The organism is Streptomyces sp. HSS9-12 (assembly GCF_054963655.1).
Genome location: NZ_JBUEGC010000005.1, coordinates 1 through 16069, shown reverse-complemented (window position 1 = coordinate 16069; position 16069 = coordinate 1). Strand labels below are relative to the sequence as shown.

Below are 16069 nucleotides of genomic sequence, written 5' to 3'. Positions count from 1 at the left end.
TCGCGGCTCACACGGGACGTGTACGGACCCGAGCGTGGATGCTGGGAGAACCAGCCCAGCGGGAGAGAGAAGGTAATCGATGCGGGACGCATACCACGAGGAGCTCGACTCGATCGGTGAAGGTCTGGTCGAGATGGCCCGGCTTGTCGGCTCCGCGATCGGCCGGGCCACCACGGCGATCCTCGACGCGGACCTCAAGCTGGCCGAGAGCGTGATCGCCGGTGACGAGAAGGTCGACGACCTCCAGCACGATCTGGAGGCGCGCGCGATCGCCCTGCTGGCCCGCCAGCAGCCGGTCGCCACCGACCTGCGGATTGTCGTCACCTCGCTGCGGATGAGCGCCGACCTGGAGCGTTCCGGCGACCTCGCCCAGCACGTCGCCAAGCTCGCCCGGCTGCGCTTCCCCGACACCGCCGTGCCCGGCGACCTGCACGCCACCATCCTGGAGATGGGCCAGCTCGCGCAGCGGCTGATGGCGAAGGCCGCGGAGGTGATCATCACCAAGGACGTCGACCTGGCGCTCCAGCTGGAGCAGGACGACGACGCGATGGACCTCCTGCACCGCACGCTCTTCCAGCACCTGATGGACGACCGGTGGAAGCACGGCATCGAGACGGCCGTCGATGTGACGCTGCTGGGCCGCTACTACGAGCGTTTCGCCGACCACGCGGTATCCGTGGCCAAGCGGGTGGTGTACCTGGTGACAGGCGAGCACGCGGACGAGATCGCGCCCGCGATGCCGGTGGAGGGCGCGTAACCGCGTCCACAAGCACCCGCGCGCATCCGTGCGCCGACCGAGTAGGGAGGGCCCTGACCACGTCCCTGGTCAGGGCCCTCCGCCGCTCAGGGCCGGGCCGGCCTGGCGCCCGGCCACCCCGAGACGGCCCCGAAAGCGCGACCGAGCCCCCACCAGCAGCGAACGCCGTCGGCAGGGGGGCTCTTCTGTGGCTCGCTACTTCTTCTTGCCCTGGGCCTTTACAGCCTCGATGGCGGCCTTCGCGGCCTCCGGGTCGAGGTAGGTGCCGCCCGGGTTCAGCGGGCGGAAGTCGGCGTCCAGCTCGTAGGAGAGCGGGATGCCGGTCGGGATGTTCAGGCCGGCGATGTCGGCGTCGGAGATGCCGTCCAGGTGCTTGACCAGCGCCCGCAGGCTGTTGCCGTGCGCAGCGACCAGGACCGTACGGCCGGCCAGCAGGTCCGGGACGATGTTGTCGTACCAGTACGGCAGCATGCGGACCACGACGTCCTTGAGGCACTCGGTGCGCGGGCGCAGCTCCGGCGGGATCGACGCGTAGCGCGGGTCGTTGCTCTGCGACCACTCGGAGTCGTCCTCGATGGGCGGCGGCGGGGTGTCGTACGAACGGCGCCACAGCATGAACTGCTCCTCGCCGAACTCGGCGAGCGTCTCCGCCTTGTTCTTGCCCTGCAGCGCGCCGTAGTGCCGCTCGTTCAGCCGCCACGAGCGGTGGACCGGGATCCAGTGCCGGTCACAGGCCTCGAGGGCGATCTGCGCGGTACGGATCGCGCGCTTCTGCAGCGAGGTGTGGACGACGTCGGGCAGCAGGCCGGCGTCCGCCAGGAGTTCGCCGCCGCGCTGCGCCTCCTTCTCGCCCTTCTCGTTGAGGTTGACGTCCACCCAACCGGTGAAGAGGTTCTTCGCGTTCCACTCGCTCTCGCCGTGGCGGAGGAGGATCAGCTTGTACGGTGCGTCGGCCATGGCCTTGAGCCTAATCGACGGCCTTCCTCCGGAGACACTGCGTCCACGTGCCGGGACCGGGCCCGTCCTCTGAAAACCAGTGGTGCCTCGCCGCGAGCAGCGCGAGTGCGGGCTCGGCCCAGTCCAGGACCGTCGTCCGGCGCTCGGGGCCCTCCCAGGTCGCGGCCACGGCCCAGGTCGCCGCGCCGGTGCCGCATCTGCGCTCGCCACAAGCGCCGCTTACATCATCGGGGGATCTTCCCCCCAGAGCTTGGCCTGGGAGGGACCCCATGTCCATCGCCAGTCTCAGAGCGCGTCTGTGAACTTGTCAGCCCGACGTGGTCGGTGTCGGCTCGGCCGAGGGCCCCGCCGCGATGAGTTTCGGCCGGGTCGCGCGTCTAATCTGGTGTCGTAGGAGGTCGTACGACGCTGCCCGGCACGAGGCACCACGGAGGAGACCATGACGCCCACGCCGGACGATCCGACCACCGCGCTGCCCGGGCGCCCGCCCGTGGTCGGCCTGGCCACCTGGCAGGCCGCCCGTGATGAGCTCCTGGTCCGCGAGAAGGCCCACACCCGCGAGGGCGACGCCATCGCCGCGGCCCGCCGCCGGCTGCCGATGGTGGAGCTCGACGGGACGGTCGAGGTCGTCGGACCCGACGGCCCGGTCCCGTTCCTGGACCTGTTCCAGGGCCGCGACGAGCTCGTGGTCTACAAGCACATGTGGTACGACGGCGCGCCGCACCAGGGGCAGTGCGAGGGCTGCACCACCACGGCCTGGCACCTGAAGGACGCTGTCTACCTCAACGCCCGCGGCGTCTCGTTCGCCATCCTGACGACGGGCCGGTGGGACGAGGTGGCCTCCTACGTCGACTTCATGGGCTACACCCAGCCCTGGTACTCGGTGCGCGACGTGGAGGAACCGGTCGGCGGAGAAATGGGTTACATCACCTGCTTCCTGCGCCACGGCGACCGCGTGTTCCTCACCTACTCCACGACCGGCCGTGGCAACGAGCCGGTCAACGGGTCCCTCGGCCTGCTCGACATGACGCCCTACGGCCGCCGCGAGGCGTGGGAGGACAACCCCGAGGGCTGGCCCGAGGCCCCTCAGGCCGACTCGCCGGTCGGTGGGCATGGCTCGCCGATCTGCTGGTACTGGCGCACGGACGCCGACGGGAACGCCACCTGGGGCCCGACCAGCCGCCCCGTGCCGCAGTGGACCCGCCCCGGCGCGACCCCCGTGGAGACCCTCGGCCGGCACGGCCACCACCACTGACGCGCCTTCGTCGACGGCGTCGGCAAAGGTGTTGGGTGCCGGGCGGAACCCCCGGACGATGCGAACGCCCGTCCGCGCGCTCGGCCGGTTAGAGGACGCCGGATTCACCGCTCTTGAGCGGTCCATGGAGGCGGCCGGCAAAGGCGACGGCCCTTACTTGCGGACAGTCGGGATCTCCAGCCTCGCCTGGATCTTCACAAAGCAGGGGCGACTGGCCGATGCCGAACGTGTCGCGATGACCACCGCCGAGTGCATCGAACCCGCTTCTGCTCACAGCCCATCGAACTGGCGCTCTGGGGAGTCCTCCTGCTTCGTGCAGCGACAGCCGCTGTGCGTCCGGAGCATCAGGACACGGTCCGGATTTGCTCAACATGGCGAGTGCTGCGGCAGCAAGGATCGGTACAGACCGTCTCGACTACGCGACACAGTTCGGCCCAACCAATGTGGGCATCGCGAAAGTCGGGATCTGACCGGACTCGCGGATCAGGGTGACACGGGACACGGCACCAGGGGTGCCCGTGCCGGGTACCGGTGCGGATGTCGGCTTGTACGCGGTTACGGCTTGGTCGGCTTGCTCGCCCCCGTCAGGTGGGCGAACGCCTCCAGGTTGCGAGTCGACTCGCCGCGCGAAGTGCGCCACTCGTACTCCCGGCGGATCGCGGTCGCGAAGCCCATCTCCAGAAGCGTGTTGAAGCTGCCGTCCGCGTTCTCCAGGACCGTGCCGAGCAGCCGGTCCAGCTCCTCCGGTGTGACGGCGGCCAGCGGCAGCTTGCCGACCAGATAGACGTCTCCCAGGCTGTCGATCGCGTAACTGACGCCGTACAGCCGGGCGTTGCGCTCCAGCAGCCAGCGGTGCACCGCCTCGTGGTTCTCGTCCGGGCGCCGGACGACGAAGGCGTTGACGGAGAGGGCGTGCTTGCCGACCTTCAGCGAGCAGGTCGTCGACAGCTTGCGGGTGCCGGGCAGCGTGACGACGTAGGTGCCGGGCTCACGACTTTCCCATTCGAGCCCGGCGTCCCTGAGCGTCTGCTCGACCGTCTTGCACACAGCTTGTTCAGCCATACAGCGAGCTTGACCTCCTCTCCCCCGTGTCTGAGGGAGATTCCCTCCCGGCTCGCGCCGGAGGGTTTGACACTCGGCGGAGCCTCATGTCCGGCCACCACAGGCCCTGCGGCGGGGGCGGGTACTGGATCCGCCCAGTGGGGCGGATCATAGCAGCGTGCTGTGACGACGGCGCTCGTGCAGCGCCGCCGTGTACACATCCGCGGTCGCCGAGGCGACCGCGCCCCAGCCGAAGGACTGGGCGTGCCGGGCCGCCGCCGCGCCCATCCGGGCGGAGAGCTGCGGGTCGTCGGCGAAGCCGCGCAGCGCCCGTGCGTAGTCGGCGGGCTCGTGGCCCGCCACCAGCACACCGCTCACCCCGTCTCGTACGGCCACCGGCAGGCCGCCGACCCGGGCGGCGATCACGGGCGTGCCGCAGGCCTGCGCCTCGATGGCCACCAGGCCGAACGACTCGCTGTAAGACGGCATGACCAGTACGGACGCCGCCCGGTACCAGTCGGCGAGCTGGGCCTGTCCGACCGGCGGCCGGAAGAGCACCACATCGGAGATGCCGAGCAGGGCCGCGAGCTTCTGCAGCCCCTCCGGCTTGGCGAGGCCGCTGCCGCTCGGCCCGCCGACGACCGGGACGACGATCCGCTCGCGCAGCGCCGGCTGCTCGTCCAGCAGCCGGGCCACCGCGCGCAGAAGGACGTCCGGTGCCTTCAGCGGCTGTATCCGGCCGGCGAAGAGTGGTATCAGCGCGTCCTGCGGCAGTCCGAGGCGGGCGCGGGCGGCGGCGCGGCCGGCCTCGATGCCGGACGCGTCGGGCCGGAAGCGGTCCAGGTTCACGCCGGGGTGGACGACGGCGACCTTGGCGGGGTCGGCCTCGTAGTGGCGTATGAGCTCGTCCGCCTCCATGTCGGTGTTCGCGATGAGCCGGTCGGCCGCCCGTACGACCTGCGTCTCGCCGATCACGCGGGCCGCGGGCTCGGGCGTGTCGCCCGCGGCCAAGGAGGCGTTCTTGACCTTGGCCATGGTGTGCATGGCGTGCACGAGCGGGACGCCCCAGCGCTGGGCGGCGAGCCAGCCGACGTGGCCGGAGAGCCAGTAGTGGGAGTGCACCAGGTCGTAGTAGCCGGGCCGGTGGCGCGCCCACGTCTGCATCACGCCGTGCGTGAAGGCGCACAGTTGGGCGGGCAGCTCCTCCTTGGCCAGGCCCTCGTACGGGCCGGCGTCCACGTGCCGTACGAGTACGCCGGGCGCGAGCTCGACGGCGGCTGGGAGGGCGGCTGCGGTGGCCCGGGTGAAGATCTCGACCTCGATGCCCAGGGCGGCGAGGCGCTTGGCGAGCTCGACGATGTAGACGTTCATCCCGCCCGCGTCGCCGGTGCCGGGCTGGTGCAGCGGTGATGTGTGCACGCTGAGCATGGCGATACGGCGGGGGCGGCGGTAGGCGCCGGGGAGCCGGAGCCGGGGCGGGCCGACGAGTGTGCCGTGGGTACGGCCACGGAGCCCTCCGAGCCGGGACACGTACTTGCTCACCTCGCGGGACCTCCTTGGCGGGTCGGAGGGGCGTTCTACCCCTCCGATCCCTGTAACCAGGGGGGGTGGCGGCTCATTTCCGCTTTGCCAAACCGTGACGGTCGCCTCGCCGGCGCGGCCGCTCCGCGCCCAAGCCGCGGCCGCCCGCCGCAGCCCGGGCCCTCTGCGCCTGCGGCGCGCCCTTCCCCGGCCCTCTGCGCTGCGATTTCCCGCCCACCCGCCCCATTGACGCGCGCAAGCGGCGCGCAGCCGGCCTGGTGCTCCGCGCCGGATTTTGCCCGCCGATGTCGGGACCAGCGAGTCCCGAGCCCAGGCACCCGCTGGTGCGCCCGGGCGGCGGACGGGACCTGCGCGGGCGAGCGCAGCGCAGTGGCGCCGGGCGCTAGCCCAGATCACCTCGGTCGAGGGTGGGAACGGAGCCTGCCCCTTTTAGGAGCTTGCCCCTTTTAACGGGGCGGGTGGGCAGGAAAAAGCCGCAGGCGCTCAGGTGAGAGGGAACCCGCCGGAGGCGCGTGGGGCTGGAGCGGAGACGCGTGGAGGCGCGTGGGCCGGAGCGGTTCGAGGCCCGTCCGGGCTGGGGTTGGCCCGGGGCTGCGGGCAGTGGGGTGATGACCCGGCGGGAGGCCGTATCGTCGAGCGCATGGCCGCCCGCGTGTCCTCCGCCCGGCCCGTAGGGACGGTGACCCGCGGGACCACGCATCCGAATCGCCTGCGCCGCATGGACCGGTGGATCACTGCCGCGCACGGCCCGGCCCTGCGCCGGGCCGGCGAGCCCATCGCCGTCGACCTCGGCTACGGCGCCGCCCCCTGGACCGCGGTCGAGCTGCTGCGCCGCCTGCGCGCCGTACGGCCCGGTGTCCGGGTCGTGGGGATCGAGATCGACCCGGCCCGGGTCGAGGCGGCCCGCCCGTACGAATGCGAGGGGCTCGCCTTCGCCCACGGCGGCTTCGAGGTGCCGCTGCCCGGCGGGCACCGCCCGGTCCTCATCCGGGCCGCCAACGTTCTCCGCCAGTACGACGAGACCCAGGTACGCGCCGTATGGGAGCGGCTGTGCGCCCGTCTGGCCCCGGGCGGGCTGCTCGTCGAGGGCACATGCGACGAGATAGGCCGCCGCCACGTCTGGGTCTCACTCGGCCCGGAGGGGGCGCGCACCGTCACCTTCGCCACCCGGCTGGGATCCCTGCAGCAGCCGTCCGACCTGGCCGAACGCCTCCCCAAGGCACTGATCCACCGCAACGTCCCGGGCGAGCCCGTGCACGCCTTCCTGCGCGACTTCGACCGCGCCTGGGCCGCGGCCGCGCCGTTCGCCGCACTTGGCGCCCGCCAGCGCTGGATGCGGTCCCTACGCGACCTCAGCGTGGACTGGCCGATCGTGGACGGGCCGGGCCGCTGGCGGCAGGGCGAGGTCACCGTCCGCTGGAGCGCGCTGGCCCCCCGCGACTGAGGGCCGCCCGTATCAGAGCCGGGCCTTGCCGCCGCCTTCCATCCGCGCCCGCGCCCCCCGCCTCAGCGGAGCGCCTCGCCTCCGTCTCGAACAGCGGCGGCCGGCCAGGGATTTCGTACGGAAACCGGAACGCTGCCGTGGCCTCCGGCATGTCCACCAGATCGCTGACAACCCGCGGTCACAGGAGTTGAGACGAGTGACAAGGCTGCCGACTCCATCACCCCAACTGCACTGGCGATAAAGGACGTTGATCCCATCGGGCGCTTCGAGGCGGGCTTCAGGTCAGGTGCAGAGCGGCGAGCAGGGCATCGACCAGGAAGCGGTCGTGGTCATAGGTGAGCCGCCGGCGGGCAGCGTCCGGGGGCAGCCAGGCGACCTGGTCCACTTCCTGGTTGGGGACGAACCTTCCGCCCGGCAGGGCCTCCGCCGCCCAGTACATGACCTGCTTGCGCCGGCCGTTCACCAAGTAGTGCACGGTGGGCAGTTGCGGGCCCGGCACGCACTCCATGCCCGTCTCCTCCCGCACCTCGCGCACGGCGCCCGCCAGAGGGTCCTCACCCCGCTTCAACTTGCCCTTGGGATGCGACCAGTCGTCGTATTTCGGACGGTGCACCAGCGCGATCTCGATACCCGCGCCCGGCGCCTCGCCCTCGCTCCGGGCAGCAGGGTCCGCGGCCCGCCGCCACAGCACGCAGCCTGCCGCCTGGATGCCCGGCTCCGTCATGAGGCCGTCACCGCCCATCGCTTCCAGAGCCGGTTGAAGGCGAATCGTGCCGCTTCCACCTCGTGCCGCTGATCGGCGTGCAGCACGCCGAGGGCATACGCCGTGGCGGGGGCGATGCGCGGGGTACGGGCCGCGGCGGCGGCCGCGGCAGCGGCCTCGGCGGCGTCCCGGTGCCGTTCCAGGGCCTGCGCCACGCTGTAGAGCCGTACGGCCAGCCCATCGGCGCGCTGGGCAGGCCCCTGTGCGTCCAGGACCTCCTGGGCGTACCGGCGCAGCCGCAGCAGCTGCCGCACCTGGTGCCACGGAGCGTCCTGCTGATCGCTCGCGGGCGGGGAGTCGGCCGTCTCGGTGGCGGCGAGACCATGGACCAACGCGTCGGCGTTGTACGGGTGTCCCGCACGCCCCAGGGGCAGCGCGTCGACGGCTTCGATGAGCCGCTGGTGGACATGGTCGACGAGGGGCGGCAGCGCTTCGTCGGCGGACCGCTCGGCCGCCGAGGAGCTGAGCGGCACTTCCGAGGCCAGGACGGCGACGGCGTCCGCGACCGCGTGGAAGCGGGACGAGCCGAGTGCTTGCAGTGCGGCGGAGTGCGCGCGGCTCCGGGCCAGGGTGAGCTGCCGCTCCAGCAGGGCCCCGGCGCGGGCGGCGCCGACTGTGAGCGCGGCGGTGGGGGCCTCCGCTCCGGCGCCGCGCGTCGCGGCCTGGCCCGGCTTCCCCTCGGAGGATGCGGAGGGCTCGGCTACGCCTTCCACCGCGGCGTTCCCAGCGCCGGCATCGAAGCGCCCATCGGTCCCGAGAGGAACCGCATCGGCGCCCGAGAGCCGGTGCAGGGCCCCCCGGAGCCGCGCGAGCCGTGCCGCGCACGCGTGCTCGCGGCCGAGCATGCCCGTCAGCCAGCCCAGCTCCGCGCGCAGCGGGTCCGCCCACTCCGCGTCGGTCAGCGGCCGGAAGGTCTGCAGCGCGCCGCTGATGCGCCGCGCCGAACGCCGCATCTGCCGGGCCGCCTCGACGGCCTCCTCCGCGTCCACGCCGCTCTCGCGGTGCAGCCGCAGGCTGCGCAGGAACTCGGCGGCCTGCTGGTGCAGATACCCGGCCAGCACCTCGCCGGCGGTGCTCCCGCCGGGTACGGGGTGCTCAGCGCAGCTTCCCTGGCTGCCGCCGGATCCTTCGGCTTCCGCCAGTCCCGTGCCGGGAGTGCCTCCTGGGCCAACGGTGACCCCGTCGGCGTGGGGAACCTCAGCGGTCAGCGCCGCACCCTCACGGGTGGGGTCAGGGCCGGTGGCCGTACGGGTGCCACCACCGTCCCCGAAGCCATCCGCGGGGTCATGGTGTCGCTGGGCCACGCTTGCGCCTCCGGGCGTCAATGAGCATCTCCTGCACGTTCCGCAGCGGGCGTCCGTCCGCGTCGGTCGCGTGCCGTGTCCAGTTGCCGTCCGGGCCGAGGTGCCAGGAGGCGGTGTCGTCCGACATGCCGGTCTCCAACAGCCGGTTCAACGAGGCCCGGTGGGCCGGGTCCGTCACCCGGACCAGGGCCTCGATCCGCCGGTCCAGGTTGCGGTGCATCATGTCGGCGCTGCCGATCCACACCTCCGGCTCGCCGCCGTTGCCGAAGGCGAAGATCCGCGAGTGCTCCAGGAACCGCCCCAGGATGCTGCGCACCCGGATGTTCTCCGACAGCCCCGGCACGCCCGGGCGCAGCGCGCAGATGCCGCGCACCCAGATGTCCACCGGTACGCCCGCCTGCGATGCCCGGTAGAGGGCGTCGATGACCGCCTCGTCGACCATCGAGTTGACCTTGATCCGGATGTACGCGGGGCGCCCGGCCCGCTGGTTCGCGGCCTCCTTGTTGATCCGCTGGACCAGGCCGTCGCGCAGCGACTTGGGCGCTACGAGCAGCCGCCGGTACGTCTCGCGCCGCGAGTAGCCCGAGAGCCGGTTGAACAGGTCCGACAGATCCGCGCCGACCTGCTGGTCCGCCGTCAGCAGCCCCAGGTCCTCGTACAGCCGCGCCGTCTTCGGGTGGTAGTTGCCGGTGCCCACGTGCGAGTACCGGCGCAGGGTGTCGCCCTCCTGCCGCACCACCAGCGACAGCTTGCAGTGCGTCTTCAGGCCGACGAGCCCGTAGACGACGTGGCAGCCGGCCTCCTCCAGCTTCCGCGCCCACTTGATGTTGGCCTGCTCGTCGAAGCGCGCCTTGATCTCGACCAGCACCAGCACCTGCTTGCCGGCTTCGGCCGCGTCTATCAGGGCGTCGACGATCGGGGACTTTCCGGAGGTCCGGTAGAGCGTCTGCTTGATCGCCAGGACGTCCGGGTCGGCCGCGGCCTGCTCCAGGAAGGCCTGGACGGAGGTGGAGAAGGAGTCGTACGGGTGGTGCAGCATGACGTCCCGCTCGCGCAGGGCGGCGAAGATGTCCGGCGGGTTGGCCGACTCCACCTCCGCCAGATCACGGTGCGTGCCGGCCACGAACTTCTCGTACTTCAGCTCGGGCCGGTCCAGCGCCGCTATGCCGAACAGCCCGGTCAGATCGAGCGGCCCGGGCAGCGGGTACACCTCGGCTTCGGAGATCTTCAGCTCGCGGACCAGCAGGTCCAGCACATACGGGTCGATGGACTCCTCGACCTCCAGCCGGACCGGCGGGCCGAACCGGCGCCGCATCAGCTCCTTCTCCATGGCCTGGAGCAGGTTCTCGGCGTCGTCCTCCTCGACCTCCAGGTCCTCGTTGCGGGTGACCCGGAAGGTGTGGTGAGCGAGGACCTCCATGCCCGGGAACAGCTCCTCCAGATGCGCCGCGATCACGTCCTCCACGGGGACGTACCGCTGCGGCGAGGCCTCGAGGAAGCGGGACAGCAGGGGCGGCACCTTGACCCGCGCGAAGTGCCGGTGGCCGCTCACGGGGTTCCGTACGACGACCGCGAGGTTCAGCGAGAGCCCCGAGATGTACGGGAAGGGGTGCGCCGGGTCCACCGCGAGCGGGGTGAGGACCGGGAAGATCTGCTGCCGGAAGAGAGTGAACAGGCGGGCCTGTTCCTTCTCGGTGAGGTCGGGCCAGCGGACGAGGTGAATGCCCTGGTCGGCGAGCTCGGGGAGGACGTCCTGCTGGAAGCAGGCGGCGTGCCGGGCCATGAGCTCGCGGGACCGGTTCCAGATCAGGTCCAGGACCTCACGGGGCTGCAGGCCCGAGGCGGAGCGGGTGGCGACGCCGGTGGCGATGCGGCGCTTGAGGCCGGCCACCCGGACCATGAAGAACTCGTCGAGATTGCTGGCGAAGATCGCGAGGAAGTTGGCGCGCTCCAGGAGCGGGGTGGCCGGGTCCTCCGCCAGCTCCAGTACCCGCTCGTTGAACGCCAGCCAGCTGCGCTCGCGATCCAGGAAGCGGCCCTGGGGCAGCTCGCCCGCATCGCTGTCGTCCTCGTACGCATCCACATCGGCGTCGAGGTCCGGGTCCAGGTCGGAGACGGCCTGGACCACCGTGTGGGGGCGGTGCGCGGCGATGGAGCCGACCGAAGGCTGCGGCTGCGTGTGCTGGACCGGTGCCGGGACGCTGGACTCGTTCATGTCCATATTCTTCCGCGTTCCGAGGCCCTCGGGCGCGTCGGGACGAGGGGGACGGACGGTGCGGAGCCGTCTGATGGAGCCGTGAGGCACAGCTGGCTGCATTCAGCGATGCTCGCAAGCGCGATTGAATCATCGGTAACGGGAACATGGCGGACAGGCAAGCGGGTCCCTTCGCCAGGGTGGCCGCTCTGCGCCAGGGTTCCTGCGCCTGGGCTGCTGCTCCGGGCCGGCGTGGGGGTTCCTGCGCCTGGGTGGCTGCTCCGCGCCGCGTGTGGTTCTCGCCAGCGTGGCGGCCGTGCGCCGCGCGCCACCTTAAAAGACCCGCGCTGCGCCGCCGTGTCCGGTACCTGCCCCGGAACCGGGCATTCATGCCCCCGACAAGCTGGTGCCGGCGCCGGGGCCTCCGGGGTGGGGGTCCTGGACTGCGCGCCCTCGGGCCTGGCGGCCCTGGACACACTTTTACGTCCAGGACCCCCTTTTACGTCCAGGACCCAGCCCTACGACCCCGTCGCCTCCCGTTGGGTGCCCACGCGGCAAGCGGACCTCAGCGCCCCGCCCCGTCGACCAGTGCCCACGCGGCAAGCGGACCTCAGCGCCCCGCCCGGCCGACCAGTGCCCACGCGGCAAGCGGACCTCAGCGCCCCGCCCCCGTCGACCAGTGCCCACGCCACAGGCGGGCCTCATGGCCAGGCGGCCACTCCGCGCCACCGCGCACGGTCCTGCCCGCATCCCCGGGCACCCCGGGGCCCACCTTGGTCAGGCGCGCCCCGCGAACCAGCGCTGCTCTGCGCCTTCGGCGCTGGAGGCTCACGTCTCCGTGCGGTACATCAGGTCCGTCTCGTACGTGACGAAGCCGAGCCCTTCGTAAACCTTTACGGCCGGAACGTTGTCCGCATCGACGTACAGCATCGCCGTCGGCACCCCCTGCGCCGCCAGGTGCCGCAGGCCGACCGCGGTGAGCGCCTTGCCGAGGCCGGTGCCCTGGGCGCTCGGATCGATGCCCAGGACGTACACCTCGCCCAGCCGCTCCTCTGCATGCACCTTCGTCCAGTGGAACCCGACGATCCGGTCGTCCTTGATCGCCAGGAAGAAGCCCTGCGGATCGAACCACGGCTGCGCCTTGCGGTCATCGAGGTCCCGTTGGGTCAGTGAGCCCTGCTCGGGGTGGTGGGCGAAGGCGGCCGCGTTGACCGCCAGCCAGGCCGCGTCGTCCCGCCCGGGTACGAAGGTCCGTACGGTCACGCCCTCCGGCAGCACCGGCTCGGCCAGCTTCAGGTCGCCCAGCGACCGCCGCATCTGCCGCAGCTCACGGAACAGCGTCATCCCCAGCACCTGCGCCAGGTGCCGCGCCGACGGATGCCCGCCGTGCGCCCACAGCCGCAGCCGCTTGCCGGACGCGCCCAGCAGCGCACTGCCCAGCGCCCGCCCGTGTCCGCGCCCCCGGTGGCCCGGGTGCACAACCAGCTCAGCGGCCGGCGCCTCCACCGGGTCCGTCTCCTCCAGCTGCGCGTATCCGACGAGTTCCTCGCCGCCGGCGCCGTCGGCCTCGTGCAGCAGCAGATGCCGTACGCCTTCCCGGCGGCCGCCGCGCAGCTGCAGCCGCCCCTGCTCGGACACGGCCTGCTGACCGTCGACGCGGGCGGCGGCCTCGAGCAGCGCCGACACCTCCTGCGCCACCTGAGGTGGCACCTCGTCGAGAACCTCGATCCTGCGCACAGCACCCGTCCCGTCCACCACGTCGCTCATGAGGCGAGCCTACGACCAGCGAATGGCTCCGGAAGTACGACGGCACCCTCTCCGCCCTTCCGCGACATGTCGCACCTGCCCGCAACGCGACGGTTACCTCCATGCTCCTGACATGCTACGCGCGTTGACCGTAGGCTGCCCTCCGCCCGAACTGTCCATGAAGGGGAATTCATGCCCGTCACTCCTCAACGCCGCCGCGTCGCCCGCCGGTTGGCCGTCGGCGCGGCGGTCCTCGCGGCCGCCGCCGGTGTGCTCTCCGCCGCGATCCCGGCCGGCGCCGAAACCACCACCGGATACGGCACCGGGGGCGGACGCACGGTCGACGTCCAGCTGCTGTCGTTCAACGACTTCCACGGCAACCTGGAGCCCCCGGCCGGCTCCTCCGGCCAGGTGACCGAACGGCACCCGGACGGCAGCACGGAGAAGATCGACGCGGGCGGCGTCGAATACCTGGCGACTTCGCTGCGCACGGCCCGCCAGGGCCACCCGTACAGCGTGACCGCCGCGGCCGGGGACATGATCGGCGCGAGCCCCCTGCTGTCGGGCCTGTTCCACGACGAGCCGACCATCGAGGCGCTCAACAAGCTCGACCTGGACGTCACCGGCGTCGGCAACCACGAGTTCGACGAGGGCCGCGCGGAGCTGGCCCGGATGCAGAACGGCGGCTGCCACCCCAAGGACGGCTGCTACGAGGACGGCAAGGTCTTCGAGGGCGCCGACTTTCCGTATCTCGCCGCAAATGTGACGGACGAGAAGACGGACAAGCCGATCCTCAAGCCCTACTACGTGTGGAAGCACAACGGGGTGAAGATCGGCTTCATCGGCGTGACCCTGGAGGGCACCCCGAACATCGTCAGCGCCGAGGGCGTCAAGGGCCTGAAGTTCCACGACGAAATCGAGACCGTCAACAAGTACGCCAGGGCGCTGGACCGGCAGGGCGTGAAGTCGATCGTCGCGCTGATCCACGAGGGCGGCGCTCCGGCGAGCCAGGCCTACAACTACAACTGCGACAGCCCAGGCGCCGGCGACGGCATCTCCGGCCCCATCGTGGACATCGCCAAGGGCATCACGCCGAAGGTCGACGCGCTGGTGACCGGCCACACTCACCAGGCGTATGTGTGCACCGTCCCGGACCCGTCCGGCAGGCCGCGCATGGTCACCTCGGCGGCCTCGTACGGGAAGCTCTACACGGACACCACGCTCACCTACGACCGCGCCACCGGCGACATCGTCCGTACGAGTGTGAAGTCGGCCAACCACGTCGTGCGCCGGGACCAGCCCAAGGCCGCCGACATGACGTCCCTGATCCAGCGCTGGAACAAGCTCGCCGCGCCGGTCGCGAACCGGTCCGTGGGCTACATCTCCGCCGACATCCCCGGCCGCGGCGCGGGGACGTACGAGTCGCCGCTCGGTGACGTCATCAGCGACGCGCAGCTCGAGGCCATGGCACCGGCCGACAAGGGCGGCGCGCAGCTGGCGCTCATGAACCCCGGCGGCATCCGTTCCGACTTGGTCCACAAGGCGTCGGGCAGCGAGGGCGACGGCGTGGTGACGTACGGGGAGGCCTTCACCGTGCAGCCGTTCACCAACATGATGACGACGATCGACCTCACGGGCGCCCAGCTGATCACCGCGCTGCAGCAGCAGGTCAGCGGTGCCAACGAGGCATCTCCGAAGGTCCTCCAGGTGTCGGAGGGCTTCACCTACACCCTGGATCTGACGAAGTCGGGCGCGAGCCGCATCCTCACCGACTCGGTGAAGCTGAACGGCGAGGCCATCGACCCGTCGAAGACCTACCGCGTCGCGATGAACGAGTTCCTGGCGGGCGGCGGCGACGGCTTCGCGGTGTTCAAGGAGGGCACGAACAAGCTGGTCGGCGCCTCCGACCTGGAGGCGCTCAACGCCTACCTGGGGGCGCACTCGTCAGCGTCCGCGCCTCTCGCGCCGCCGAAGGCGGACCGCATCATCGTTGTGAAGTAGGAGCTGGGCTCCTGGCCGTCGGCCGGGAGTCGCCGAGTGTGAAGCGGTGCGTTCAACGCACCGCTTCACGCATGTCAGGGCCCGTGCACCAGGGCGTTGCGCGTCGGTATGTGGCGTGCCACATCGTCAAAGGAAACCAATTCGACGCCTCAACCCTCTATAGGAGAGAGTGGATTCAGAAGCCGCCCAAAAAACTACATACAGTCCTGAAACGATTACGTTTACGGATACGTATTGGTATGTGCGCGAGGTCCGTCGCGGGCCGGAGTTGTCGATCTGCCGGGAGAGACAGCACCCAAGTCGCGCGGAAAAGGAGGGTCATGGCCAGACGCTGTCGCCCCTCCCGGCAGCAGGAGGAGACGTAATGCGACCGTTCGCGTTGGACTACGCCCGCCCGGCTGTGAACCCGCCCGTCACCGTGCCTTACACGTACGACTCCGCACAGCAATTGAATGTCCTGCCCGACGGGCGCCCGGCGATCAGCGACCGCGCTCTGCTGCTGGCAGCCGGCACCACCACCTCAACTGCCGGTTCCAAGACGCACTTCGACGACTGACGGTCCCGGCCATGACGGTGGTCGTCCTGACCTGCGCAGAGGACGTGACGGCGGACTTGGTGGTGTCCGCGCTGTACGACGTGAGTGTCCCCGTTGTACGCCTGGATCCCGCCGACCTCCCCGGCGAGGTCGCCCTGTCCTCGGAATATGTCCAAGGTGACTTCCACGGACACTTATCGGTCGGCGGCCGTGTGGTGAGCATGAACAGTCTGCGCTCGATATGGATACGCAGGCCCGGCCGCCCCGCGGCACACGCAGCCCATCAATCCGAGTGGCTCACGGCCGAGTCCGCACAGGCCCTTTACGGAACACTGCACTGCACAACGGCGCGCTGGATGAATCACCCGGTCGCCGCCGCGCAGGCCCGTCACAAACCGTGGCAGCTCCGTATCGCGCAGCAATGCGGCTTTGCCGTACCCCCCACGCTGATCACCACCTTTCCGCAGGTCGCGCGGGAGTTCGCCGCACAGTACCGGGACCTGGTGGTGAAACCCGTATCCGGAACCCAC

At 71.1% G+C, this 16069-nt stretch carries 13 protein-coding genes; 6 read left to right on the top strand and 7 right to left on the bottom strand.

What is annotated here, in order from left to right; genetic code table 11:
• Positions 1-79: 79 nt before the first annotated feature.
• Positions 80-757, top strand: coding sequence for a phosphate signaling complex protein PhoU (gene phoU, locus ACY34J_RS04080; protein ID WP_462725084.1), 678 nt, complete (start codon positions 80-82; stop codon positions 755-757).
• Positions 758-952: 195 nt separating this feature from the next.
• Here the strand turns inward: phoU and ACY34J_RS04075 are convergent, their stop codons facing one another.
• Positions 953-1714, bottom strand: coding sequence for a phosphoglyceromutase (locus ACY34J_RS04075; RefSeq protein WP_462725083.1), 762 nt, complete (start codon positions 1712-1714; stop codon positions 953-955).
• Between the two features lie 439 nt (positions 1715-2153).
• Here ACY34J_RS04075 and ACY34J_RS04070 point away from each other — a divergent pair, with 439 nt between their 5' ends.
• Complete coding sequence (locus tag ACY34J_RS04070) at positions 2154-2969, top strand: DUF899 domain-containing protein (protein ID WP_462725082.1); 816 nt, start codon at positions 2154-2156, stop codon at positions 2967-2969.
• Between the two features lie 555 nt (positions 2970-3524).
• On the opposite strand, the gene ACY34J_RS04065 is transcribed toward ACY34J_RS04070, so the two are convergent.
• Positions 3525-4031, bottom strand: coding sequence for a type III secretion system chaperone family protein (locus ACY34J_RS04065; protein ID WP_462725081.1), 507 nt, complete (start codon positions 4029-4031; stop codon positions 3525-3527).
• 147 nt (positions 4032-4178) lie between these two features.
• Entirely contained in the window at positions 4179-5552 is a 1374-nt protein-coding gene (gene mshA / locus ACY34J_RS04060; RefSeq protein ID WP_462725080.1) for a D-inositol-3-phosphate glycosyltransferase, read from the bottom strand.
• Between the two features lie 640 nt (positions 5553-6192).
• On the opposite strand from mshA, the gene ACY34J_RS04055 reads away from it, so the two are divergent.
• Complete coding sequence (locus ACY34J_RS04055; protein WP_462725079.1) at positions 6193-6996, top strand: class I SAM-dependent methyltransferase; 804 nt, start codon at positions 6193-6195, stop codon at positions 6994-6996.
• A 277-nt stretch (positions 6997-7273) separates the two neighbouring features.
• Here ACY34J_RS04055 and ACY34J_RS04050 read toward each other — a convergent pair whose 3' ends face one another.
• From ACY34J_RS04050 to mshD, 4 genes are all read right to left on the bottom strand, one after another.
• The gene (locus ACY34J_RS04050) at positions 7274-7720 is read right to left on the bottom strand and encodes an NUDIX hydrolase (protein ID WP_462725078.1); all 447 of its coding nucleotides are present in this window, start codon (positions 7718-7720) and stop codon (positions 7274-7276) included.
• Positions 7717-8820: a CHAD domain-containing protein gene (locus ACY34J_RS04045; protein ID WP_462725193.1), complete on the bottom strand. Its 1104-nt coding sequence runs from the start codon at positions 8818-8820 to the stop codon at positions 7717-7719. The genes ACY34J_RS04050 and ACY34J_RS04045 overlap by 4 nt, the downstream gene beginning before the upstream one ends.
• 223 nt (positions 8821-9043) lie before the next feature.
• Positions 9044-11278, bottom strand: coding sequence for an RNA degradosome polyphosphate kinase (locus tag ACY34J_RS04040; protein ID WP_462725077.1), 2235 nt, complete (start codon positions 11276-11278; stop codon positions 9044-9046).
• Positions 11279-12085: 807 nt separating this feature from the next.
• Positions 12086-13024, bottom strand: a complete 939-nt coding sequence (gene mshD / locus ACY34J_RS04035) for a mycothiol synthase (RefSeq protein ID WP_462725076.1) — start codon at positions 13022-13024, stop codon at positions 12086-12088.
• A 171-nt stretch (positions 13025-13195) separates the two neighbouring features.
• Between mshD and ACY34J_RS04030 the strand changes: the two genes are divergently transcribed.
• The 3 genes from ACY34J_RS04030 to ACY34J_RS04020 all read left to right on the top strand — a co-directional run.
• Positions 13196-15004 (top strand): bifunctional metallophosphatase/5'-nucleotidase, encoded by a 1809-nt coding sequence (locus ACY34J_RS04030; protein ID WP_462725075.1) that lies wholly within the window; start codon positions 13196-13198, stop codon positions 15002-15004.
• 364 nt (positions 15005-15368) lie between these two features.
• A complete protein-coding gene (gene tgmA, locus ACY34J_RS04025) occupies positions 15369-15560 on the top strand; it encodes a putative ATP-grasp-modified RiPP (protein WP_462725074.1) in 192 nt (63 codons plus the stop codon).
• 11 nt (positions 15561-15571) lie between these two features.
• Positions 15572-16069, top strand: a 498-nt coding sequence (locus ACY34J_RS04020; RefSeq protein WP_462725073.1) for an MvdC/MvdD family ATP grasp protein, incomplete at its 3' end; no start/stop codon positions are given.